The following is a 24,039-nucleotide window of genomic DNA, read 5'->3' on the forward strand; positions in this document are numbered from 1 at the left end:
CATGTCTGCCATTTTAGAGGCGAAAAACATCAACAAGATATATGATGAAGGGGCAGTTAGTACTCAAGTATTGACTGGCCTTGATTTGACGGTTAAGGCTGGCGAGCGTATTGCTATCGTTGGTACCAGTGGCTCGGGTAAGAGTACCTTGCTACATTTGCTAGGCGGTCTTGATACACCTACTACGGGTGAAGTTTGGCTACATGGTCAATTATTAAATAGCATGAATGAAACCGAACGTGGTGCGATGCGTAATAAGCATTTAGGGTTTATTTATCAGTTTCATCATCTGTTGGCTGAGTTTACGGCTATCGAAAACGTCGCTATGCCGCTACTGATGCGACCAAAAGTATCGACGACTGAAGCACGCCAACAAGCGATTGATATTTTAGAAAGTGTCGGTCTTGAGCATCGTTTGATGCATCGACCAGGTGAGTTATCAGGCGGTGAGCGTCAGCGTGTGGCGATTGCCCGTGCACTTGTGACCAAGCCATCGCTTATCTTGGCAGATGAGCCAACCGGTAACTTGGATTATGATAATGCCCAAAGCGTTTTTGGACTGTTGACCGAATTACAAAATACGATGCAAACGGCACTATTGATGGTGACGCATGATCGTAATTTGGCCGCATTGGCAGACCGTCAGCTACTATTGCGCAATGGTCATTGGGAAGAGTATTAAGCCCCTTATGTCTGACAAGGATAAACATAATGAATGAAAATGAAGATCCAATCGAAGCTTTTGGCAGTGCCGAAGAAGGCAATGCGCCGCTACATTCTTATATGGATCCGGCACTGTTCGATACGCTTGATAGACAGGCACAGATAGATCTGCTGACACCTGTCTTTGATGCCATTACTCTGGCTGGTGTTGATTACGATCTCAAAGCCCAAGATAGTGCAACAGGCAAACGCTATACGCTATTCAAAGGTGAAGAGGTGATTGAGGTCTTTGTGATGGATAGCAATCTCACCAGTAATATCACGGAAGCCATAGAAAATAGCAAAGACGTGTAGTGTAGCTAGCCTAGCTTACAGTTGATACTGTTAGTAATCTATAATCTAATGGCATCTAGCATAGTTTAGGATTCAGGCGGTTTGTCAGAAGGTATATCCTGACGGTTTTGCCAGCTGACAACCGTTTTATAGCGCCAAATGGCTTTAAATGCTAACCCACAAATAATACTAGTCAACACTGCTAAAATAGTGAGTCCAATACAAAATGCCGCAATCGATACAGTGCCGCGATAGGTAATAAATGGATTGGCGCCATCTGACAATACCCACAAACTAAAATCAGCGATCATTCGTCCAATAAGTCGAAGACTGAGCACGGGTGCGTCGATAATTTTGGCACCGATGTAATAACCGGCATAAAAAATAGGCAAGCTAGTAAGCGGATTGGTAATCCAAGTCAAACCGAGCGCCATCGGAACATTAGCACGGAAGATTAATGAACCAACCAACGCTATTAGCATCTGTCCCGGCAATGGAAAAAATGCGCTAAGCACACCAATGTAGACCGCTTTATTTAGGCTGTGACGATTAAAATGCCATAATCGTGGATCAGCTAAATGCGGTGCAAACAGTTTTAAGGTGCGACTTTCTAGAATTTTCTCTGGTGTAGGAAGCAGGCTTTTTAGACGTTTTTGGGGCACAAGATTGCCTTTAATCGTTAACTACAGCCCGATCAATTATTTTGATGGACTGTTATAAGGTAATATTATTAATAAAAAATACGGATGAGATTATATAGTATGATAATGTCAGAGTATCGTCATCGTACTATGTATGAGCAGTATAGGGTAATATAAATATAAATGCCATTGTATGACGTATTAGCTACCGCTTGTTTGGGCTCAATTTTATGCCGATACTTCTCTGTGGTGGCAGGTTGTTTATGATGGTAGGTTGCTGCCCATTGTAACCAATGACTATATTTAGCCATATCATAATATTTATATCATCAAGCAAGGAGTGCTGGTGTATTGGTTGATCTGTAGCTTGATTATTAGCGCTATGATGGGCGTGTTGGCAGTTTTAGATAATATGCCGACGAGTCCGTTATTAATGGAGATTGCTAATGTCTCTATCGTACCTTTATCCCTAATGGCGCTTGCCATCGTTTTGATTATCCTTGTTCAATTCAATATACCTTCCGTCAATATCAGCCGTTCCTCACAAAAATCTTCTAGCTATTCTCCACTTTATCCTAAACTATTATGTCGTATTGCTCATCATTTGGTAGTCGCTATATTAGCGATTGGATTGCTTATTGGTAGCACGATGCAAGCTTTGCTAAGCCACCAACAAGCAGAAATGAAAGCAGTCACTGAGCCTATGCGTTTGCAAGCGTTGGTGACCGTTGAGGGGATAAGTGATAGCGTCTATGATGCAAATACAGAAAGTGGTTATCGACAAGTGGCGGTTATTAGCCATATATCACCGCTGGTATCAGAGTTAGCATCGCAAGACTTAGATGATATTACCGTTGGTTTTTTAGGCGATGGCAAAAATAGCCTAAGTGAAAATTCCTCAAATAAGGATATGTCGCATGATAACCATTCAAATAACAGTTTAGATAGCAGTGGCAATGGCAGTGAGGAGATAGAGTACCGTGTATTACTCAATGCCTATCCAAAAAAATCCCTATCTACAACGTCTTCAGGCAGTGATCAGTTTACAAAATTAAATCATTTGCAGCCAGGTGATCAGCTGTTTATGAGTTTGACGCTTGCACCACTGGCTATCTCCGAACAAGCCCTAAACAATCCGTCTGGTTTTGATAGCTATCGTTGGCTGCGAGGTCGTCATATTGATGGTGTCGCAAATATATTGGCGGTTAGTACATTGCCCGTTACTGATGGTGAATCATCAAACATATCGCTCGCTTCCGATAGCTATCTTCAGCGTTTGCGTACTCGTATTGACCAAGGGCGTTGGCAATTGCGGCAGCATTTCTATACCGATTGGCGTGATAAAACCACAGCAGAGCAGCAAGCAAAAGCCGTTACGCTCAGTCTACTGACAGGCGACCGCAGTTTAATAAATCGCGATACCAAAGATTTGTATCAGCTGGCAGGTATCTCACATTTACTGGCAATATCAGGGACGCATGTATTGTTTTTAGCGATTGTATTGGCGGGTGGTGCAGTTCTAATCTTTGATCGATTCTGTCCAGTTGTTTATCGCTATATACCACGTTGGCAAGTGCGTTGGTGGGTGATGATTGGTGCTGCTTTTGTCTATGCATTATTTACAGGGTTTGATGTACCTGCTGCCCGTACTGCATGGATGCTACTGGCGATAGGCTTGGTACGTTTAACCTTATTACCTATCAGCACCATGCATGTATTGTTTGCACTGGCAGTGCTAATGGCATGGCTTGATCCTTATGTGCTATGGCAAGCAGGGTACTGGTTGTCTTTTATCGCAGTGGCACTACTACTTAAATACGAAGACACGTCCTATAAATATAGGCAAGTATCTGTATCTACTCCTCAAGCTGGCGCCTATAAATCCAACGCCATAAATGGGTTGGCCAAACGTGTTTGGATGATAGTTAGACGCATATTCAAACTACAGTTTTGGTTGTTTATTACTTTACTGCCTATTACGTTACTGCTGTTCGGCAAGGCCTCACTATGGGGACTTTTCATCAATCTATTTGCTATCGGCTTATTTGGTTGGGTAATTGTACCGCTTAATCTACTGGCAGGGCTTTTTTATCTGTTGTCACCTACTATCGCTGATAGTATTTGGGCACTCGTCAGTGCCATCGTTGCAAGCTTGCATGAGTTGATGACGTGGCTAACTTCATTACCCTCATTATCAGAAGCATGGCTCTACACACCAGTAAATATGGCGATTTTATTGATGGTATTGCTGAGCACATTGCCTTGGCTGTTACCACGTGGGTTTATCAGTCGTTGGCTAGTATTGCCGCCATTGACTATGCTGATGATGACGGTCTATGCCAATCAGCAATCACTAACGATGACACCGACGTTATATATACTACCAACGGGTGATCAATATATAAGTGCCGCTCTGTTGCAATATCCTATTATCAATTCTAAAAATACCAATAATGAGAGTGTCAGTTGGCTGTTTTTAGCTGATCATAGACCGAAAGCCACGCGAACGATGCCAAGTAACTTGACGGTAGAGAAGCTCTCGACGATGTTGGAGCAGCAATTGGGCAGTTTATCGATTAATAAGCTAGAAGGTATTACCGTACAGAGTGGTAGTGTTGGATTAACGGCTACGCTGACAACTGATGATAAGCTTGCTGACATTAATACTAGAGGTTCTGAGCTATTATCACTGACGGTTGCCCAGTTAAATCAGCAGCTGCCTATTAATCAGTACTGGCAGGCCGGGCGTTTTGATCGCTGGCCTGAACTTCAGCGCTCATATAAGGTCGCCAGTCAATCTAAGAGTAAGTCAGATATTAGCGTGCAAGGTTGCGAGCAGGGTAAAACATGGCAGCTACCAAATGGTGACTTATCGATACAAGCACTGACAGGTTGGCGCACAATAGATGATGAAAGTGTTTGGGATTGCACGCTCACTATAGACACTGGCTTACCGATACAAGTATTAAGATATAATGCCGCTGATCCACTCAGGTCATTACCTGCAGCTGTACAAACACTGCCATCGAACCTTTCATCCTTGACGCCTAACGTAGCAGCGACTACATCACGTCTAGTTTTGAATGTAGATACTCATCAGCGTATTTGGCAGATGTGGGAGTTGCTATGTTCAGCGAAGCCATTATCTGGTCAGGTAGCTGCTGGTCAAACACCTATTAATCAAATAATCACTGATCCAATAACCATCAATCAAACAATAAAGCCATCTGATATTACATGGCTCGGGCACAGTACATCGTATATAACTGCTGATGTATTAGATCGCCAAAGCATTAATCAAATTGTGACTTATGATGATAAAGCGCTAGCGGTGGCACTATCTATAGATGATAACTCTCAGAGCAAATTCTCACACTAAATTATAATAATACCTCTCAAAAAATTGCTCATACTCTTAGCGTTACAATATGGTGATATTTCACAGTTATACTATTGAACCATGATGGAAATGCGACCATACTTACCAACCTATTAATATAAATGACGCTTGCATTACAAATGCGTCGAGAGTAAGAACTAGCTTCTTACTACATTTATATTCTATATCATCTCTTTTATCGCTTTAGATTGTTTCTGACTTAGGAAGTTATATGCCCAACTGGCCACCAGACCCTAACAAACGTCCTGACACTTCGGCTAATCAGCCAGCACCCATGCAGCAATCAAGCCAACCGACTGGACAAGAGTGGCGACTGCTGGAAAACACATTGCTGGCTAGTGTGGTTGAACAGCGCCGCGCTCGTCGCTGGAGTATCTTTTTTAAATTATTGACCTTTGGTTATATCTTATTGATATTTTTGACCCTTGGCCGTGGTTGCAGCAGTGCCTCAACGGGCATGGACGCAGTCGACAATAGCGAGCCACACTTGGCTGTGGTTGAGCTACAAGGTGTCATCAGTAGCGGTGATGTGGCCAATGCTTATGATGTCAACGAAGCCCTGACCCGTGCCTTTGAAAACAGTAATTCAAAAGCCGTTGTACTAGATATCAACTCACCTGGTGGCTCACCTGTACAGTCTGATGAAATTTGGCAGACTATGATGGAATTGCGTCAAGAGTACCCAGACAAAAAGCTTTATGCAGTGATTGGTGATATTGGTGCTTCTGGCGCTTATTATATCGCTTCTGCAGCAGACGAGATTTATGTCAATCCATCAAGTTTGGTTGGCTCTATCGGCGTGATTATGTCGAGCTATAATATTGAAGGCTTGATGGATAAAGTCGGCGTAAAAGATCGTACGTTGACCGCTGGTGAATACAAAGATATCTTAAGCTTATCGCGTCCATTGACTGACTATGAAGAAAGTCATGTCGAAAAAGTATTAGCGAATACGCACAAGCATTTCATCGATGCAGTGAAAGAAGGCCGTGGCGACCGTCTAAAAAATCCTGAACAGAACAAGTTGTTCTCAGGACTATTTTGGACAGGTGAGCAGTCTATCGAACTTGGTCTAGCAGACAAGAAAGGTAGCATCGCGAGCTTAGAAAAAGAGTTAGATCTTGATACGGCGATTAACTACAGCCCAACAGATCCTTTTGAGTCGTTTATGGATCGCTTCGCTGTTAAGTTAGGTGCAGGCATTGGTTCAAGTGTCAATCTTGATGTTCTAACAAAAGAAGATGGTAATGTAGAGATGCGTTAAGCATTTTGTATTTGAGATTTACTGTGTATGATTGATAAGGCTGAGTATATGATTATGCTCAGCCTTCTTATTTATATATTAGATATGTCAGGTATGTCAGATTTAATCATGATAAATGACATGTAAGCTATCCATAATGATTCGATGAGAGCCTGTTATGACTGATGAACGCAATTTTCAGACCTTTACCGCTTTACCTATCTCTAAAATAACAAACAAACCTGTTATTCATTTTGCACATGCCAATGGTATGCCAAGTGCTGTTTATCAGCCATTTTTTGAGAATTTAGCAGCGTTTTTTACGATTGAATATATTGCGATGCTAGGCGATACCCCAGGTTATCCCGTAGACGATCATTGGCGTAGTCTCACAAACCAAATTATCGATAGCGTGAAAGATGCTTGTGAAAAACATGGCGTCGCGCAAGTAGTCGCAGTCGGTCACTCACTTGGCGCAATGTGTACCATGCAAGCATTGTATCGTGAGCCAAAGTACTTTGCGCAAGCGGTCCTCATGGATCCGCCTTGGATTTATGGCAAGGTCAGTCTGCTATGGCACTTGGCAAAGACAGTGGATCGGTTGCCGTTGATGAATAACCGTTTGATGGATAAATTATCACCTGCTGGAATCTCTAAGCACCGCCGTGATGTGTGGGATAGTCGAGCGGATGCTTATGAGCAGATGCGCCATAAGGGGTTTTTTAAGAATTTTGATGAGCGCAGCTTTCAAGGCTATATCGATCATGGATTACACCAGCGTGCTGACGGTAAAGTAACCTTGGCCATTCCCAAATCTAGCGAAGTTGCCGTATTCCGTACCAATCCATCTTGGTATTGGCTCACACCAAATCGTGGTCCTAATGTGCCTGTGACTTTGATTATTGGTGAAGACAGCATATTCTTAAAACGTCACTTCCCTCAGCAAGTGCAGGCACGTTTAGGGGTGCCTTACACTACTCATGCAGGTGGTCATATGTTTCCGCTTGAACATCCTGACTCTGTATCGCTGCAAGTATTGTCATTGATTGAGCAACAACTGTTAAAATAGTCGCCAATTATTATTAATGTTTTTCACAGACATGGGCTGAAAACCAGACTTTTGAGTAACGAGTTTATGCTAAAAAATGCTACTGACGCACACAAGCAAGCTGCATTGCTTAATCATGTGCCATTGTTTTCACACTTGGGTGCATTCCTACTAACGGTAAGCATGGTAATGGTGTTTTTTGTCAGTCAATTGCTAGGGATATATGTCGCTGGCAAGTTAGTGTTACCTGCTACTCAAAATGCAACAGTAGGCGATATTTTCTTATTTGGTGGTAATGATGGCACGGTTGTGAGCCTCTCTATCATTATAGGTTGTGTGTTAATAACAGGGATTACTGTCTCTATCATTCGTTTGAGAGGAGGTAGTGTGCGTCAGTATCTGGCGCTAAAGTCATTTTCACCTGCGGTAGGGTTGAAAATGGCTGGGTTGCTATTGATATTTATGATTGCCAGTCAGGCGCTGACGTACTTTCTCGATGAGACGCCACTGGTATTTGTGGATCCGCTATACCAATCTGTCAGTTCGGTATGGCTGCTGGTCTTTGCGATGGTCATCGTTGCACCATTATATGAAGAGCTGGTCTTTCGCGGTATCTTGTGGACGGCTATCGCAGAACAGTTCGCTGATTCCTCTTATTCCTCTTATCCAACAAAGTATCGAGGCGCAATCGTTGCCAGTATTGTGACCAGTTTGATATTTGCAGTAATCCATGTGCAGTATGGTATTTATGAAATCAGCACCATTGTTGTATTGGCATTGGTATTTTGCTATGCACGTGTCAAATCAGGGTCGTTATTGTTGCCGATACTATTGCACATCGCTAATAACGGTGCGGCGATGTGGCAATATATGGCGCAAGCAGCTTAAATAAACAGTTATGGTTCCTAACGTTTGAATATATCTTTATTGTTGTTCTTATGATGATAAAAGCGATTACATATCAGGATTCAATAAGAAGACTTCATCTGCCGCGCGTTTGATATCATCAATGGTCAGCTGAGGTTTACCACTCAATGCCTGACGCCATTTACGTGCACCCATAAGTCCTTGGAATAACCCTAGATAATGACGTGTCATCGTAGGTAGCGGTTCACCTTTGGCGAGTTGCTCTTCGAGATAGGGATAAAGCTGCGATAGAATTTCTGAGCGTTTAGGTGCTGGCTTGTCGCTCCATAAGCTATTGGCTTCTGCCAATAAGTAAGGATTGTGATAAAACGCTCGTCCAATCATGACCCCATCGATATGCTGCAAGTGCGTTTCAATATCAGCGATGGTGTCAATCCCACCATTAATCTCAATATCAAGTGCTGGAAAGTCTTGTTTTAGGCGATAGACATCTTCATAGCGAAGTGGTGGTATCTCGCGATTCTGCTTAGGACTCAGCCCTTGTAGCCACGCAGTACGTGCATGAACGATAAATCGCGTACAGCCAGCCTCGGCGACCGCCTGCACAAAATCTACCATAAACTCATAACTGTCAAAGTCGTCAATACCGATGCGATGCTTAACCGTCACCGGAATATCGACTGCTGCTTGCATATGTTTGACCAAGTCTGCAACCGTGTGAGGCTCTGCCATTAGGCAAGCACCTATCTTATTATGCTGTACGCGATCTGATGGGCAACCAACGTTGATATTGACTTCATCATAGCCATGCTGCTGTGCAAATTCAGCGCATTGAGTCATCTCGCTGTTGTCTGCGCCACCCAGCTGCAACACTAACGGATGCTCTTGCGTATCAAAGCGTAGATGGCGTGCGCGATTGCCATGTATTAGGGCACCCGTACTGATCATCTCTGTATATAAATACACGTGCGGATTAAAGAGCCGTGCAAAGTACCGATAATCTGTGGTTGTCCAGTCGATCATTGGTGCGACAGAGAGTCTTTTATTGGTCATATCAACCATGATTGTTAAGCCTTAATATTCTAATCTTTGAGGGTGTGGGGTTTAGTACAAAAATATTTATACCAAATAATGGTATAAATATTTTAATGAATATCCCGATCTAGATAATCTGGTCGATTTTTTTGGCTTCGGGCAAATTATAGAAGTAAATGCCCATTATTATTCCAATAAAACCGATGAATGCAATGTAGAGTGCTGGTGAGAAAGCCACATAAAGAGTGGCATAGCCAAGCCCGAAAGGCACTAACACCCCGACAATGCCGTAGGCTATATTATAACAAAAAGCCATTCCTGTGAGTCTGACATTGGTTGGAAATAACTGCAAGATAATGGCAGGTATCATACCAATGATGCCAGCACAAAATCCTAACAGCGCATACATAATGAGTATGTAGTCACCGCTCGACTGTAGATGATAAAAGAATGCCAGCATCTGGACGATTAATAGAATAGAACCAATGGTCAAAATTTTACCAAAATTTTGACGGTTAGAGATTATTCCATAAAAAATACAGCCAAGAATCATGAATATAATACCTAGACTGTGTGAAAATCCAAACAGGTCGCTATCTAACGTAAAGTGCATCTCAATCAAATCAGGCAGCAAGAGTACGACCACAGTCGTTACACTAGAAACAATAAGGGTGAGAATCATACCAATAAATAGTGAATGTTTGCAGTGCTTGAAGAGTAGGCGGAATGGTTTGGCAACATAGTCGTTTGGTTGCGAGTTTTTCATTTCAAGGAAAAACGGCGACTCATCAATCCATCGCCATGCCAATAATGGCACAAGGCTTAAGGCAGCCGCGATGAAAAATGGTAAACGCCAACCGTAATCAGCCAATTGCGCCGTCGTCATGGCACTGGTCAGCCAAAGAAAAAAGGCATTAGAGAATAATACCCCTACATAGAAACTGGCGCTGACATAACTACAGACGACGGACGAGTACAGCCGTGGAACATGCTCTGCTACAAAAATCCAAGCGAGTGGTACATAAATACCAAATGCCATACCTTGTATAAATCGTAAAGTGATAAATAAGATGGGTGCAATCAATCCCCATTGTGCATAAGTAGGTAAGCTTGCCATTGCCAATAGGCTGAGCGCTGTCACTAATATACTGATTAATAGTATGGGTTTGCGACCTTTTATGTCACCATAACGACCAAAAACAATGCCACCAATCGGGCGTGCGAAATAGCCAATCGTAAACAGTCCAAGCCCTTGTATCTTTGTAATAGTCGGGTCGATGTTAGCAGGAAAAAAAGCGGCCGCCACAATATCTGAGATATATAAATAAATCAAAAAATCAAAAAACGCCACTGCACTACTAAAGCAGATAAACATTACTGTATTTCTGTCTCTAGAAGACATCAGTGCATATTGGGAACGGGAAGGCATAATAGATCACGCATATATAAAGGCATTCGTTAAGCCGGTTATTATCTAGATAACCGGCCATAATAAAAAACGACAAATCAGTATAAATAGATAATGATTTGTCGAAAAAATAAAGGTTTGGGAGCTAATATATGAAACAGATGTCTAAGTTACAAGGGTTCTGAGAGTAAGCGAAAATTAATCACTCAGTCATTTTAATTTACCTCTAAACAGTCATTTTGAGGGTTATCAAGTATGAGCGCTACAATAGCCAGTCAATAGGTAACCATGACATGATAGTCAGCCAAACATGATCACTGACATCGACACGCGGCTCTGAATCGTAAACCACTTTTTTACCATTTTCCATGGTTTGCCATTGCAGGTTACCATTGTCTAATAATTTTACTTCATAAGCTTTGCTTAATAAATCTTCACCAAGTGCGCCATGCAACTGTCTCGCTAGCTCATCATCATTGATAATCACGCCCATTTCGGTATTGATATTGGCAGATCGAGGGTCAACATTATATGAGCCAATGAATACTTGGTGGTCATCAACCGCGAAAGTCTTTGCATGTAGGCTGGTGGAAGACTGACTGCGCGCTTTCCACAGCTTATTTTCACGTTGTTCTTCAGAAGCAGTCGATTTTAGCTCATAGATTTTGACACCGGCACTGAGCAGGCTAGGACGCCATTGGCTATAGCCGGAATGCACAGCAGTCACATCGGTTGCATCAAACGAATTGGTTAAGATTTTGATATCAACACCAGCTTCGGACAGTTTTACTAGGGTATTGACGCCGTCTTTAGTAGGCACAAAGTAAGAGGAGATAATCGTTAGCTGCTTGGTTGGTGTACCTAATAATGTCCGTAGTTGATGCACCAAATTGGTGTCAGCAGGGACAGCTTTTGTCAGTTTGCCAACATCATCACTCAAAAACTGCATATCTGTCCAACGAAAGGGCACACGCTTATTGATTAAATCGCTGTCTATCGTTGAGTCTTCGATTGCTGTTTTATAAATCGTTAAATCGCTCTCTGACTTTTTGTCATCTAGACCAAGTTTGTCTAACGCTGATAGAAAATCAGACGGTGCGCTATCATCAGCGGTGACTAGAGTTTCGATATCAAATGATAGTGGCGATGACCAATAACTGATAAAGCTGTTATCAATATCTGCGACTACTCTACCAATCAGTAAAACATCTAAATCGGCAAATTGGCTGTTTTTATCATTACTTAGGTATTCATCGCCAATATTACGTCCACCAATAATAGTAATCTGCTTATCAAAAGTCATGCTCTTGTTATGCATACGGCGGTTGATACGTGGTAAGCCCGTGACGTAATTCAATGTTTGAAATTTACGATGCATAAGGGGATTGATGATACGTACCGCAATATTAGGGTGGCTGGCAAAACGCAGTAAGTGCTGATCGAATGTCGCGTTATTATTAAAGTCATCTAATAATAAACGCACAAGCACGCCACGCTCAGCGGCTTTCCATAAATCTCTTAACAGTAATTGGCCTGCTTGATCATTGTGCCAAATATAATACTGTGCATCGATGTTGCGTGTGGCCATATCCGTTAATATACTGCGAGAGGCAAATGCATTGGCGCCAGTCACGATAGGGTGGTAGCCTGATAATTCTGGATGAATATCGTTTTGCTCACTAACGGCTGCGACTAGATCGATGTTGCTGGTTATAGATGTTTCATTGTCTTGGCTGTTTTTAGGTTGATATAGAGCGTCGACCCGTGCTGATAGCGCTTGGCTTTCAGGCAGATGTGGTTGCTTCGGTAAGCTTTGGCACCCAACAAGTCCTAAGGTAAGTCCAAGCGTTAGACTCAACGATAGATTACTTGGATCTATACTGAACATCGACATAAATGAGTTACCTTAATGAGCCTTAATATAATAAAAATTCCGTTAAAAATGAGCATGTCATCTCTGTGTTTGTTGACAGAAAACAGTGCCAATTATGGGACAAGTAATAAAACTGCCCAAGGTGGAACTTAGATCGCCGCTAAGCTTATCAGCTGTCGGCATCTATGCCTATTATAAATACGTTATTTTTGTTAGATTTGACGGCGCATTTATTGATTGTTTAACTACTCTTTAATCTTTATTAATCTTCAAACCTATCTTGATATAAATGTATGTTGGTATTCAAAAATAACATTTGATAATCATCTGAAACCAGCTGTTTGGAATAAGTTGGCATGATATGATAACGCTGGTGTATTAGGGCGTGTCTTCACTTCAAAAATGGTGATAAAAATGAGATAAATTGCCGTCAAACAAGAAAAATAGCGCAGATGATATCGGGATATTAAACAGCTATTTGACGATGTCTGGCAAGATTTAGCCATTTTTAGCCCATTGAGATGACTATTGAGTGAATTGAAGACACGCCTTAGGTCAATAATTAAAAAATAAGCAGCCACTTTTATTACAGTCAAGTTTATAACTATCAAATTTACAACTATCAAGTCTATAACTATCAAGATAACGGAAGATTTATGAGCCAGTCGCAAACCAATGATGAAAGCAGTGTAAACAAGTTAGATCCAAACTGGCGCAACGATGCCTTAGATTTAGGGCTGGATTATGGTATGCAGACCATTGCGGTACGAGCAGGTCAACATCGTACGGACGAAGGTGAACATTCAGAGCCTATTTTCACCACCAGCTCTTACGTTTATACCTCTGCTGCTGATGCCGCTGCGCATTTTGATGGCACCAAGACGGGCAATGTTTATTCACGTCATACCAATCCAAGTGTACGTACCTTTGAGCGTCGTCTAGCCGCCCTCGAAAATGGTGAGCGCGCCGTTGCGACGGCTTCAGGTATGGGTGCGATTTTGACCATGTGCTTGGCCTATTTGAAAGCAGGCGACCACCTACTGGCGGCCAATCAATTATTCGGTTCCTCTATTGGTTTATTTAATAATTATATGGCCAAGTTTGGTGTTGAAGTCAGCTACGTTGATTGCTTCGATAACGAAGCATGGGCGAATGCCGTTCAGCCAAATACCAAGGTTATTTATTGCGAAAGCCCAAGTAATCCGCTAGCGCAGATTTGCGATCTTGGTTATCTCAGCCAGTTATGTAAAGCCAATGATATCTTATTAGTGGTTGATAACTGCTTTGCCACGCCAGCATTACAGCGCCCGTTAGATTTGGGTGCTGATGTGGTAATTCACTCTGCAACTAAATATTTGGATGGTCAAGGTCGAGTACTTGGCGGCGCGCTTGTCGGTAGCGACAAGCTGATGCAAGAAGCATTTACCGTGGTACGCTCAGGTGGTATTAGTATGAGCCCATTTAACGCTTGGGTATTTACCAAAGGCCTCGAAACGCTTAAATTGCGTATGCAAGCACATTGTCAAAATGCCAATCAAGTGGCTGATTTCTTAGTCAATCATCCTAATGTCAGTACCGTGCATTTCTCAGGGTTGAGCGATCATCCTGCTCATGAGCTTGCTACGCGCCAACATCATATGAAGGGTGGCTATGGTGCTATCATGGGTTTTGAAGTAAAACCAACTGCTGACCTTGACTCAAAAGCTGCCGCTTGGCATGTCATTGACTCAACACGGATGGTATCTATCACCAATAACTTGGGTGATGCGAAAACAACCATTACCCATCCGGCGACCACCACACATTTCCGTCTGACTGCTGAGGCTCGTGCAGAGGCAGGCGTCAAAGATGGTCTTATCCGTCTGTCTGTAGGTTTAGAAGATGTAGAAGATATCATTAAAGATTTGGCGCGTGGTTTAGACAGTTTGTAAAGATAACGGTATAATCGCTATTAGCACTTTATATTAGTAAAATATCAATCATTTATTATTAAAAAACAAAAGAGGCAACTATGAATATTCAAGCATTGATGCAACAAGCACAAACGATGCAAAAGAAAGTCGAAGCAAACGTTGAAAACGCTAAGAAAGATCTTGCCAATAAAGAAGTGCACGCAGAAGCGGGTAGCGGTCTGGTAAAAGTAACCATGACTGGTCGCCATGTCGTTAAGCGTTTGACCATCGATCCAAGCTTGCTCGAAGATGAGCCAGATATGATCGAAGACTTAATTGCTGCTGCTATCAATGATGCCGTTCGTCAAGCAGATGACTTGTATGAAGAAACCATGGCTGGCGCAACTTCAGGTATGGGTCTGCCACCAGGTATGCAAGGCATGTTCTAATATCCATTCCAAACATAACTTAACTTGTTAGACTGGCTAAGCCTACTAGGGTGATACTAGTCTTCCATGTTACTTTTAATTTTTGGTATGGATAGGCGGCTTGTTTTATAGTTAATTGGCGATATGTCATCTGACTATAATGTCTAGCAAATGGGGTTGTTATCGATACGATACGACCCCATTTTTATAGCTACGGTTTATAGATAAAGGAAGTGGTTTTGCTGACAGCCAAATTTGATCAGCTGGTCAAACAGCTACGTATTTTGCCAGGCGTCGGGCAAAAAAGTGCCCAACGTATGGCGTTACATCTGCTCACCAAAAAACGCCCACAAGGCATGGCGCTCGCCCAAGCGTTAGATGATGCGATGCGTGATATTGTTGAATGCCAGCGTTGCCATAGCTTCAGTGATGAGGCTATCTGTCCGTTGTGTCAAGATCCTAGACGTGATGATGGATTGTTATGTGTGGTCGAAACGGCTGCAGATGTGATGGCGATAGAGCAGACAGCAGGTTATCGTGGACGTTACTTTGTCTTAGGCGGACACTTATCACCTATCGACGGCATCAGCGCTGACGACTTAAATATCGATCAGCTGGTCTGGCGTGTCAAACAAGAGCCTGTTGAAGAGCTGATACTGGCTACTGGTACTACTGTTGAAGGGCAAACCACTGCACACTTTATCAGTGAAGCCGTCAGCCGTCATGTCAATAAAGTCACGCGCTTGGCGCAAGGCGTACCGATGGGCGGTGAGCTTGAGTACTTAGACAGTATGACGCTTGGTCAAGCCATGCAAAACCGCTCTTTTTTATAGACTTGTTATAGTATTTTTATCACCGTCAAGTCTTGCCCATTTGATTTTATGGTACTGTTATAATTGTTTTATTATTTCATTTTATTAAAACGTGGTTTAGCGTTTTATTTTCTCTTATTTATGCAGGTATCTGCCCGTGTCCAACCATGTTTCGAACGCTTCTACCCATTCAAACACCCAAGACGACGCTTGTGTTGCTAATGACGACGTATCCAGTCAACCACTTAACACCGATGTCGATTCAGCAATGTTACCGCCGCAACCAGATATCGATGCGTTACTAGATATCGCTGATGAAGCCGCTGTCACATGGGTACGTGAGCAAAGAGGTCTGGATCAAGTCATCGATGCATTAGCTACTTGTGGCCGTGTCGCATTAGATACCGAATTTATCAAGCGTGATACGTACTATCCAAGATTGGCATTGGTTCAGCTGAATACGGGTGACCATATTTATTTGCTAGATGCACCACAGTTGCAATTGGCTGAACTGTGGCAGGCGCTGAGTGAAGTTGATGTAGCGATTTGGCATGCGTGCGGTGAAGATTTAGGTATTTTTTATCTGTTGTCTGGTTGTCCGCCATTGACCAATATATTTGACACTCAAATCGCGTTGTCTTATCTAACAGGTCAACTGCAGATGGGTTATCAGCAAGCGCTTGATGATCAGTTGGATATGCATATTGATAAAGAACAAAGCCAGTCAGATTGGCTGCAACGTCCGCTATCGGATGAGCAAGAGCAATATGCGATTGATGATGTGCGGTTTTTACCAGCGTTGTATTTAAACCTTGAATGCGAGCTAAAAAAACAAGGTCTGTACAATTATGTATGGGCAGATTGTCAGCTTTATGCCAGTGATTTGTATAATACGCAGCACGTTGAAGATGATGCGATGTACTTAACGATGGCAGATTATCGCTATAATTCTCAGCAGATGGCGATACTCAAAGGAGTTGCTACGTGGCGAGAAGAACTGGCGCGTGCGACCAATCAACCTCGTACGTTTGTGATAAAAAAACAAGCAGTGCGCGAAATTATCACCGAAAAGCCTAGCAGTATGCGAGAGCTTGCGCATAAAACAACGATGCATCGCAGTATGTTGCGACTGTATGGTGAAGAGTTGCTGAAGGTCATCAAAGACGCAAAGAGTTTGCCACCTGCTGAGCATCCCGATTGTCTATTACCACCTTATCGTTCAAAAAACAAAGTCCTATCAAAGGCAGTGCAACAAGCGATAGATAATCAAGCGCAGAAAATTGGTGTGCCTGCTAATGTGCTGATGCGTAAAAAATGGCTTGCTCAACTGTATGAAGTTGTGGCTTTCAACAAAGGCATCAGCGAGTTACCACAAGGGCTAAAAGGTTGGCGCAATAATTGGATAGTGCATACCTTGATTCCAGTCATTGAGAAGCACAAAACTGAATTACAGCAAGGTATGGGTGTTCATGCTTAATAAGCATGAATGTCTATTGGAGTTTGAGCGTTGTTAATTATCAAAATCTCATAACGATCAGCGTTCAAATTGTCCATTTTGTAAAAAATATATTGCCTGTTTCGCAACGGATTTGTCGACTAGCATACCCGTATGTGAGACAGGCATCACGATATGATCGGCAGCTGCTTCAATCTTAGTTTCTTGTATATATACTGTGCCGTCATGCATCAGATGTTCTGCTGATGGCACGTTATCTGTCTTACGCAATTTTCGATTATGATAGGCTAGGATAGGTTGCCCTAAGCCTTGCGCTTTATTGCCAGCTATGACGCCAAGTTCAATACCTTTTGGCAAAGGAGCAACCGTGCCATCCAAAGCTTGCTCGTATGATTTACCGACAATCGCAGGAGCGAGTCGCCAAATATAATCGCCACTAATGCTGCCATTATGCGGCGTGCCTAGAGTCACACAGCGTCCAATTTGCCACTTTGGGTACTGGACGACAAAATCCCTAATAATCAGACCACCCAAGCTGTGACCAATGAGGTCAATGGGCTTGGCAGGATTGTGATTGCTCTCAAGCCAAGCGTTTAAACGTTGACTATTAGTCTTGATTCCATCACGCATACTACGGTAGCCGTATTGATGAGTCTCAAAACCTGCGGCTTGCAAACGTTTGGCTAATGGTCGCATAATCCATGCAGTTTGATGTAGGCCATGAATAAGAATGACGCGATTTTTCTGTTGCATGTCTGCTCCAACATCGTAAAAGTCATTTTATTATATCGATAAATACTATCATTATTTATGCTACTTAGAATTTATTGAATGTTCAACAGACCTTACTACGACACACAAAATAAAACCTCCAAATCAGCTACTGACTTGGAGGTTTGTTTTTTTATAAAAATCTACTTATGGTTGATCAAAGACTACGATTACAAGTAGTTTTCGATACTTGGGCAAGAACACATGAGGTTCTTATCACCATAAGCGTCATCGACACGTGCTACGCTTGGCCAGAACTTATGAGCGCGGATATAAGGAAGCGGGAATGCAGCTGTGTCACGGCTGTATGGGTGCGTCCATTCGCCGCTAGTCACCATAGCAGCAGTATGCGGTGCGTTGACCAATGGGTTGTCTTCTAGCGTCCAACCATTTTCGCCAGCTTTGGCTTGTAACGCTTCAGCTTTGATAGATTTGAGCGCGCTGATAAAGCGGTCTAGCTCTTCTTTTGACTCAGACTCTGTCGGCTCAATCATCAAAGTGCCAGCAACTGGGAAGCTCATCGTTGGTGAGTGGAAACCATAATCCATCAAGCGCTTAGCGATATCGCTTTCACTGATGCCAGTATCTTCTTTTAACGGACGAATATCGATGATACATTCGTGAGCGACACGGCCGTTTTTACCTGTGTATAGCACAGGGTAGTGATCTTTTAGTTCAGCGGCCACATAGTTAGCATTTAATAGGGCCATCTCAGTCGCTTTTAGCAAGCCATCACGGCCCATCATGGCGATGTACATCCATGAGATTGGTAAGATACTCGCTGAACCATAAGGCGCTGCTGATACTGCTGAGCAGTCTTTTTGCGCGTTATGTACAGGGCTTAGCGTATGGTTGGCCATAAATGGTGCTAAATGCGCCTTCATACCGATAGGCCCCATACCTGGACCACCGCCGCCATGTGGGATACAGAAGGTTTTATGTAAGTTCATGTGTAGCACATCTGCGCCGACATCTGCAGGCTGCATCATGCCTACCTGAGCATTCATGTTGGCACCATCCATATAGACCTGACCACCGTGATTATGAATAAGGTCACAGATTTTACGGATGCCTTCTTCGAACACACCATGCGTTGATGGGTAAGTGATCATCAAAGCACCTAGACGCGCGCTATGCTCTTCACATTTAGCAGTTAGGTCATCGATATCCACGTTACCATTGTCATCAGTTTTGACCACAACCACTTTCATGCCCATCATCATAGCAGTCGCTGGGTTGGTACCATGCGCTGACATTGGAATCAAGCAAACATCACGATCGGTTTCACCCAAGGATTCGTGATAGCGGCGGATGGCAAGCAGACCTGCATACTCACCTGATGCGCCAGAGTTTGGCTGCATAGACACATCATCGAAACCAGTAATGGCTTTGAGTTGGTCTTGTAGGCTATCAATCATGGCGATATAGCCAGTGACTTGATCACGTGGTGCAAAAGGATGCACATTAGCGAATTCAGGCCAAGTGATCGGTAGCATTTCACTGGTCGCATTCAATTTCATGGTACAGCTACCAAGTGAAATCATGCTACGGTTCATCGCCAAATCTTTGTCTTCAAGCGACTTCAAATAACGCAGCATTTCATGCTCGGTGTGATGCGAGTTAAATACTGGATGTGTCAAGATATCATCAGTACGTAAGTGTGCACTATCAAGAGATACACTGGCTGCTTCAGGTAAGTCGTGTGTTTTGCTGACAAACAGCTGAGTTAAAACATTAAAGTCTGTTTGATCACTGATTTCACTGAATGAAACGGCTAGTTTGCTGTCACCCAGACGCCATAAGTTGTAACCAACATTATCCGCGTTTTCAAAAATCTGAGTAGCCAGACTTTCTGAACCACAATCAACCACAACGGTATCGAAGAACTGATCATGTACCACGTTTAAGTTGCTATCGTTAGCACCCTTAATTACATTAGCAAAGGCAGTGGCAAACGCATGGATACGAGTGGCGATACGTTTAACACCAGTTGGACCATGATACACAGCATACATACCTGCCAAGTTGGCAAGCAATACTTGTGACGTACAGATGTTTGAGTTGGCTTTTTCGCGGCGGATATGCTGCTCACGAGTCTGTAGAGCCATACGTAGCGCAGTATTGCCTTGCGAATCTTTTGATACACCAATGATACGGCCAGGTGCTGAACGTTTGGCTTTGTCAGAGAAAGCGAAGTAAGCCGCGTGTGGGCCACCGAAGCCCATTGGGATACCAAAGCGCTGTGTGCTACCCAAAGCCACATCTGCGCCCATATCAGCTGGTGATTTTAGTAGTACCAAGCTCATGATGTCACTAACCACACTGACGTAGGTTTTGTTTTCTTTAACAGCTGCAATGACGTCTGTTAGGTCTTTTACGTCACCTTCAACACCGACGTATTGGAATAATGCACCAAAATAATCGCCTGATTTGGCAGTTTCAAAATCCCCAACGACCACGTCCCAACCAAAATACTTGGCCCGAGTATTGATGACATCTAGTGTCTGTGGATAGACACGATCATCTACAAAAAACTGCATCGATTTGCTTTTGCTCACGCGCTTTGACATGGCCATGGCTTCAGCTGCTGCGGTTGCTTCGTCAAGTAATGAGGCACCAGCAAGCTCAAGACCTGTTAGATCGATACAAACTTGTTGAAAGTTAAGCAAGGCTTCTAGACGACCTTGCGCAATTTCTGCTTGATAAGGGGTGTAAGCGGTGTACCAACCTGGATTTTCAAGAACGTTACGCTGAATGACAGCAGGCATACGCACAGGCGAGTAACCTTGACCGATATAGCTTTTCTTAACGGTGATGTCATCTGCCATCGTACGCAGTTTCGCTAATGCGGCATGCTCGCTCATCGCAACTGGCAAGTCTAACTCTTTGTGTAAACGTACTGGCTCAGGCACGGTATCATTGATAAAGCTAGCCATATCTTGATAACCAACAGCGCTTAGCAGATCAGCTTGTTTAGTGTCATTTGAACCTAAATGACGGTAGACAAATTCAGCTTCGTTGAATAGTCCTTGAAAAGTATCAAACGTCGGGTTTTGAGAGATAGTCATGATAGTCCTTGATTAAGGGAGTAATAAAGTAATAAAGAGATTAACTAAAAATAACGGCATGGTGCATTAGACATAGTGCACAAACTGATCTTGATCAAAGCGGTACTGGGTGTCATAGATACCATTGTCAGCACGCTCGCCAGCACCAATCATCATAATGATATGTTGATCGTTGTTTAAACCTAATAGTTGCTTCATAGCAGGCTCATCAAAGCCGCCCATCGCACAGCTGTCAAAGCCATGTGCTCGTAATGCTAGCATTAGGTTTTCCGCAGCGAGCGAGGTGTTGTTGGTTGCCCAGTTTTTGGTGTCTTCAAAGGTATAATAAGGCGATTTAATCGGACCTTTTAAGCGTCTGACCACTTGAGTCGCGCCCCATTTAGCCGCTGATACCACATTAACTGGACCCCGTAAAAAATCCAGTGCGACGACTTTGGTATAGTAGTCTTTGACCTTTTTTGGTACAGGCTTGTCAGGGTATTCACGTAGGATTTGCTGAGCATGACTTTGCCAGATATCAGTACGAGCAACGACCGCGATCAGGCGTGCTGATGTTTTTGCCGCGTTTTGATTCATGCAGTTCTTCACCGCACGTTTGCGATTATCAACATCATCGATGACATAGAATTCCCACGGCTGTAGATTGCTAGAATTCGGCGCCAACATGGCCAAACGCAAACAGTCTGCTAATACATCATCAGGTATGGGCGTGTCCGTAAAACGACGAACAGAACGGCGTGATTCAACCACGTCGCGAAACGCTTGTAGCTGCGGTGTATGAGTAGGCGTTGCAATGTTGTCTTTAAGGTCAGTGTTGGTGCTCATATTAGGATCCATGCTGGGGATTGAATGATCAACTTGAGTCATTATTGAGTGCACTTCTTCAATATCATCTGACAAGTGATTGATACGAATAAATCAAATAGCGGTTGGAAGTAATAAACAGTATGCAGGTTTTGAGAGTAAAGCGTACAGATACCAGCTGCTGCTAGTATCTGTCATTATTCGAGTTTTCGATGTAATAAGGTATGATGAATAGTGACCTCTAACCTTAGCGCTGCTAGTAGATTAGAGTATCGGGCTGATATTACAGCTCGTTTTCGTACTCATCAGCAGTCAGTAATGCTTCGTAGTCAGCGATGTTGTCAGGCTTCATTCTAAAGAACCAACCTTCACCATATGGATCAGAGTTGATTATTTCAGGATCATCTTCTAGTGCTTCGTTGATTTCCACAACTTCACCTGAGATAGGTGCATAAACGTCAGAAGCGGCTTTTACTGATTCAACCACTGAGATTTCGTCATCAACAGCGATGATGTCGCCGACGTCTGGTAATTCAACAAATACCACGTCACCCAGTAGGTCTTGAGCGTGGTCAGTGATACCAACAGTGATAGTGCCGTCGTCTTCTAAGCGTAACCATTCGTGGCTGGCAATGTATTTTAGTTCTGCTGGGATGTTGCTCATGGTCTCTCTCCTACGTGATAGAGGTTAATTAACAAGAATAGTAAAGCAAGAATAGTAAAGCTAAAGCTAATAGAGGCTAATAATAGAATTTATAAAGCCTATGAGTCAAACTGCTGCTTGCCATTACGAACAAACGGTAGTTTAAGAACGCGCACATCAACGAACTTACCTTTGCCGCGTAGATCAACTTGGACGTTGTCATCGTCTGATACGCTGGCAGGAATACGGGCAATCGCGATTGAGTTTTTGAGGCTAGGGGAGAATGTACCACTGGTAATGATACCAGTCTGCTCATTGTCTGTGCCTTGATTGATGGTCACCGTCATGCCTTCACGCAATACACCGCGAGTCGTTAGTAGTAGACCCACTTGCTTCATTGCAGTGTTGTCCTCTTTTGACTGCTTACGTTTGCTAACCATGGCAGTGCGGCCGACGAAGTCACGCTCATCTTTTAGCGCTAGTGTCCAACCCATATTGCATTCATAAGGGCTGATGGAGTCGTCCATGTCATGACCATATAGGTTCATGCCGGCTTCCATGCGCAAAGTATCACGTGCACCGAGGCCCGCAGGTTTAATGCCATTGGCTTTTAATTGCTCAAAGAACGCTGGTGCATCATCGCCATGCATAATGACTTCGACACCATCTTCACCTGTGTAACCAGTACGCGCGACGAACCAATCTGTGCCTTCGATATCCGTTAAGTCTGCACCAACGAAAGGCTTGAGTCCTGCTAAGGTATCTGCCCAGCTAGGTTTGGCCTGTGCCAGTTTTTCTACGGCGTTTGGACCTTGAACCGCAATCATCGCAAGCTCAGGGCGCTCAGTGATGGTAATGTCAAAGCTTTCGGCGACTTTATGGAACTGTGCCATGTCTTTATCGCGAGTGGCAGCATTAGAGACGATACGGTATTCAGTGGCTTCTTCATTCATTAGGTAGACGATCAAATCATCGATGACGCCACCTTGCTCATTTAGCATGCCAGAGTAGAGGGCTTTACCGACAGTTTTTAGTTTCTCAACATCGTTGGCCAGCAGTTTCTGTAGCCATGCTTTTGCATCGCTGCCTTTGATATCAGCCACGACCATATGTGAGACGTCAAACATCCCTGCGTCAGTACGAACGGCTTCATGCTCTTCTATCTGTGAGCCATAATGAATCGGTAATTCCCAACCAGAAAAATCCACCAGTTTGCCATCACTATCGACGTGAGACTGATATAGAGGAGTGCGTTGAGGCGCTTGATTTTGAGCTTGGTTATCTTGAGTATTGGTCATAACAAATCCTTATGTGTACATCAGTCATACTCAAAAAGTATAGAAACGGATGCGCATTATCATAGTAGTGAGAAGCAACATTGCAAGGTGCAAGTATTACATCAAAGGGTGGCACAAAAAATAAATAGAAAACTGTAGACCAAACAGACGCTGAACGTCGGTTTAAGCAATAGCCCTATCTGTCCTGTGACCTGAGATTTTCAACACGAATCATCACTATGTGGTTTTTAATCTAAACCTGCTATTGATGATAGCGTATTTTCTCCCCTTCGGTGGGTAAAACGTCGTCCGTTTTACCGCTCTCCAGATTTGTTATGCCTAATGTTTGAGTTATGCACGCTTGATGGCGTTTAACT

19 protein-coding genes and 1 riboswitch are annotated in these 24,039 nt (G+C 43.3%); of the genes, 10 read left to right on the top strand and 9 right to left on the bottom strand.

Going from position 1 to position 24,039, the window contains the following annotated elements; translation table 11 throughout:
• Position 1: 1 nt before the first annotated feature.
• Both lolD and I6E84_RS09285 read left to right on the top strand, forming a co-directional pair.
• A complete protein-coding gene (gene lolD, locus I6E84_RS09280; protein WP_197217642.1) occupies positions 2–682 on the top strand; it encodes a lipoprotein-releasing ABC transporter ATP-binding protein LolD in 681 nt (226 codons plus the stop codon).
• 29 nt (positions 683–711) lie between these two features.
• The gene (locus I6E84_RS09285; RefSeq protein WP_197217643.1) at positions 712–1,017 is read left to right on the top strand and encodes a hypothetical protein; all 306 of its coding nucleotides are present in this window, start codon (positions 712–714) and stop codon (positions 1,015–1,017) included.
• A 65-nt stretch (positions 1,018–1,082) separates the two neighbouring features.
• On the opposite strand, the gene I6E84_RS09290 is transcribed toward I6E84_RS09285, so the two are convergent.
• Positions 1,083–1,658 carry a DUF2062 domain-containing protein gene (locus I6E84_RS09290; protein ID WP_227686660.1) on the bottom strand — a complete coding sequence of 192 codons (576 nt, stop codon included), beginning with the start codon at positions 1,656–1,658 and terminating at the stop codon, positions 1,083–1,085.
• A gap of 325 nt (positions 1,659–1,983) precedes the next feature.
• Here I6E84_RS09290 and I6E84_RS09295 point away from each other — a divergent pair, with 325 nt between their 5' ends.
• From I6E84_RS09295 to I6E84_RS09310, 4 genes are all read left to right on the top strand, one after another.
• Complete coding sequence (locus tag I6E84_RS09295) at positions 1,984–5,016, top strand: ComEC/Rec2 family competence protein (RefSeq protein ID WP_320158637.1); 3,033 nt, start codon at positions 1,984–1,986, stop codon at positions 5,014–5,016.
• A 232-nt stretch (positions 5,017–5,248) separates the two neighbouring features.
• The gene (sppA, locus tag I6E84_RS09300; RefSeq protein WP_197217644.1) at positions 5,249–6,301 is read left to right on the top strand and encodes a signal peptide peptidase SppA; all 1,053 of its coding nucleotides are present in this window, start codon (positions 5,249–5,251) and stop codon (positions 6,299–6,301) included.
• A gap of 157 nt (positions 6,302–6,458) precedes the next feature.
• Positions 6,459–7,349, top strand: a complete 891-nt coding sequence (locus I6E84_RS09305; RefSeq protein ID WP_197217646.1) for an alpha/beta fold hydrolase — start codon at positions 6,459–6,461, stop codon at positions 7,347–7,349.
• 66 nt (positions 7,350–7,415) lie between these two features.
• Positions 7,416–8,216 carry a CPBP family intramembrane glutamic endopeptidase gene (locus tag I6E84_RS09310; protein ID WP_227681421.1) on the top strand — a complete coding sequence of 267 codons (801 nt, stop codon included), beginning with the start codon at positions 7,416–7,418 and terminating at the stop codon, positions 8,214–8,216.
• A 66-nt stretch (positions 8,217–8,282) separates the two neighbouring features.
• On the opposite strand, the gene dusA is transcribed toward I6E84_RS09310, so the two are convergent.
• The 3 genes from dusA to I6E84_RS09325 all read right to left on the bottom strand — a co-directional run bounded on the left by dusA (position 8,283) and on the right by I6E84_RS09325 (position 12,532).
• Entirely contained in the window at positions 8,283–9,257 is a 975-nt protein-coding gene (gene dusA / locus I6E84_RS09315) for a tRNA dihydrouridine(20/20a) synthase DusA (protein ID WP_197217648.1), read from the bottom strand.
• Positions 9,258–9,357: 100 nt separating this feature from the next.
• Positions 9,358–10,659, bottom strand: coding sequence for an MFS transporter (locus I6E84_RS09320; RefSeq protein WP_197217649.1), 1,302 nt, complete (start codon positions 10,657–10,659; stop codon positions 9,358–9,360).
• A 241-nt stretch (positions 10,660–10,900) separates the two neighbouring features.
• Complete coding sequence (locus I6E84_RS09325) at positions 10,901–12,532, bottom strand: phospholipase D family protein (protein ID WP_197217650.1); 1,632 nt, start codon at positions 12,530–12,532, stop codon at positions 10,901–10,903.
• Positions 12,533–13,167: 635 nt separating this feature from the next.
• Between I6E84_RS09325 and I6E84_RS09330 the strand changes: the two genes are divergently transcribed.
• The 4 genes from I6E84_RS09330 (at position 13,168) to I6E84_RS09345 (ending at position 17,120) form a co-directional block, all read left to right on the top strand.
• A complete protein-coding gene (locus I6E84_RS09330) occupies positions 13,168–14,442 on the top strand; it encodes an O-succinylhomoserine sulfhydrylase (protein WP_197217651.1) in 1,275 nt (424 codons plus the stop codon).
• Positions 14,443–14,522: 80 nt separating this feature from the next.
• Positions 14,523–14,852, top strand: a complete 330-nt coding sequence (locus I6E84_RS09335; RefSeq protein ID WP_110922703.1) for a YbaB/EbfC family nucleoid-associated protein — start codon at positions 14,523–14,525, stop codon at positions 14,850–14,852.
• Between the two features lie 218 nt (positions 14,853–15,070).
• A complete protein-coding gene (gene recR / locus I6E84_RS09340; RefSeq protein ID WP_110922704.1) occupies positions 15,071–15,664 on the top strand; it encodes a recombination mediator RecR in 594 nt (197 codons plus the stop codon).
• Positions 15,665–15,800: 136 nt separating this feature from the next.
• Complete coding sequence (locus I6E84_RS09345) at positions 15,801–17,120, top strand: ribonuclease D (protein WP_320158638.1); 1,320 nt, start codon at positions 15,801–15,803, stop codon at positions 17,118–17,120.
• 57 nt (positions 17,121–17,177) lie between these two features.
• Here the strand turns inward: I6E84_RS09345 and I6E84_RS09350 are convergent, their stop codons facing one another.
• From I6E84_RS09350 to gcvT, 5 genes are all read right to left on the bottom strand, one after another.
• Positions 17,178–17,852, bottom strand: coding sequence for a lipase family alpha/beta hydrolase (locus tag I6E84_RS09350; RefSeq protein ID WP_197217652.1), 675 nt, complete (start codon positions 17,850–17,852; stop codon positions 17,178–17,180).
• Between the two features lie 188 nt (positions 17,853–18,040).
• On the bottom strand, positions 18,041–20,938 hold the full coding sequence (gene gcvP, locus I6E84_RS09355) for an aminomethyl-transferring glycine dehydrogenase (protein WP_197217653.1): 2,898 nt from the start codon (positions 20,936–20,938) through the stop codon (positions 18,041–18,043).
• A gap of 66 nt (positions 20,939–21,004) precedes the next feature.
• Positions 21,005–21,763, bottom strand: coding sequence for a nitroreductase family protein (locus I6E84_RS09360; protein ID WP_197217654.1), 759 nt, complete (start codon positions 21,761–21,763; stop codon positions 21,005–21,007).
• Between the two features lie 262 nt (positions 21,764–22,025).
• Entirely contained in the window at positions 22,026–22,406 is a 381-nt protein-coding gene (gene gcvH / locus I6E84_RS09365; RefSeq protein WP_110922708.1) for a glycine cleavage system protein GcvH, read from the bottom strand.
• A 98-nt stretch (positions 22,407–22,504) separates the two neighbouring features.
• Positions 22,505–23,683 carry a glycine cleavage system aminomethyltransferase GcvT gene (gcvT, locus tag I6E84_RS09370; RefSeq protein ID WP_197217656.1) on the bottom strand — a complete coding sequence of 393 codons (1,179 nt, stop codon included), beginning with the start codon at positions 23,681–23,683 and terminating at the stop codon, positions 22,505–22,507.
• A 169-nt stretch (positions 23,684–23,852) separates the two neighbouring features.
• Positions 23,853–24,000, bottom strand: a riboswitch (glycine riboswitch).
• Between the last annotated feature and the right edge of the window lie 39 nt (positions 24,001–24,039).

The sequence above is a fragment of the Psychrobacter sp. SCQQ22 genome (genome assembly GCF_015864605.1).
Classification (GTDB): Bacteria; Pseudomonadota; Gammaproteobacteria; order Pseudomonadales; family Moraxellaceae; genus Psychrobacter; species Psychrobacter fozii.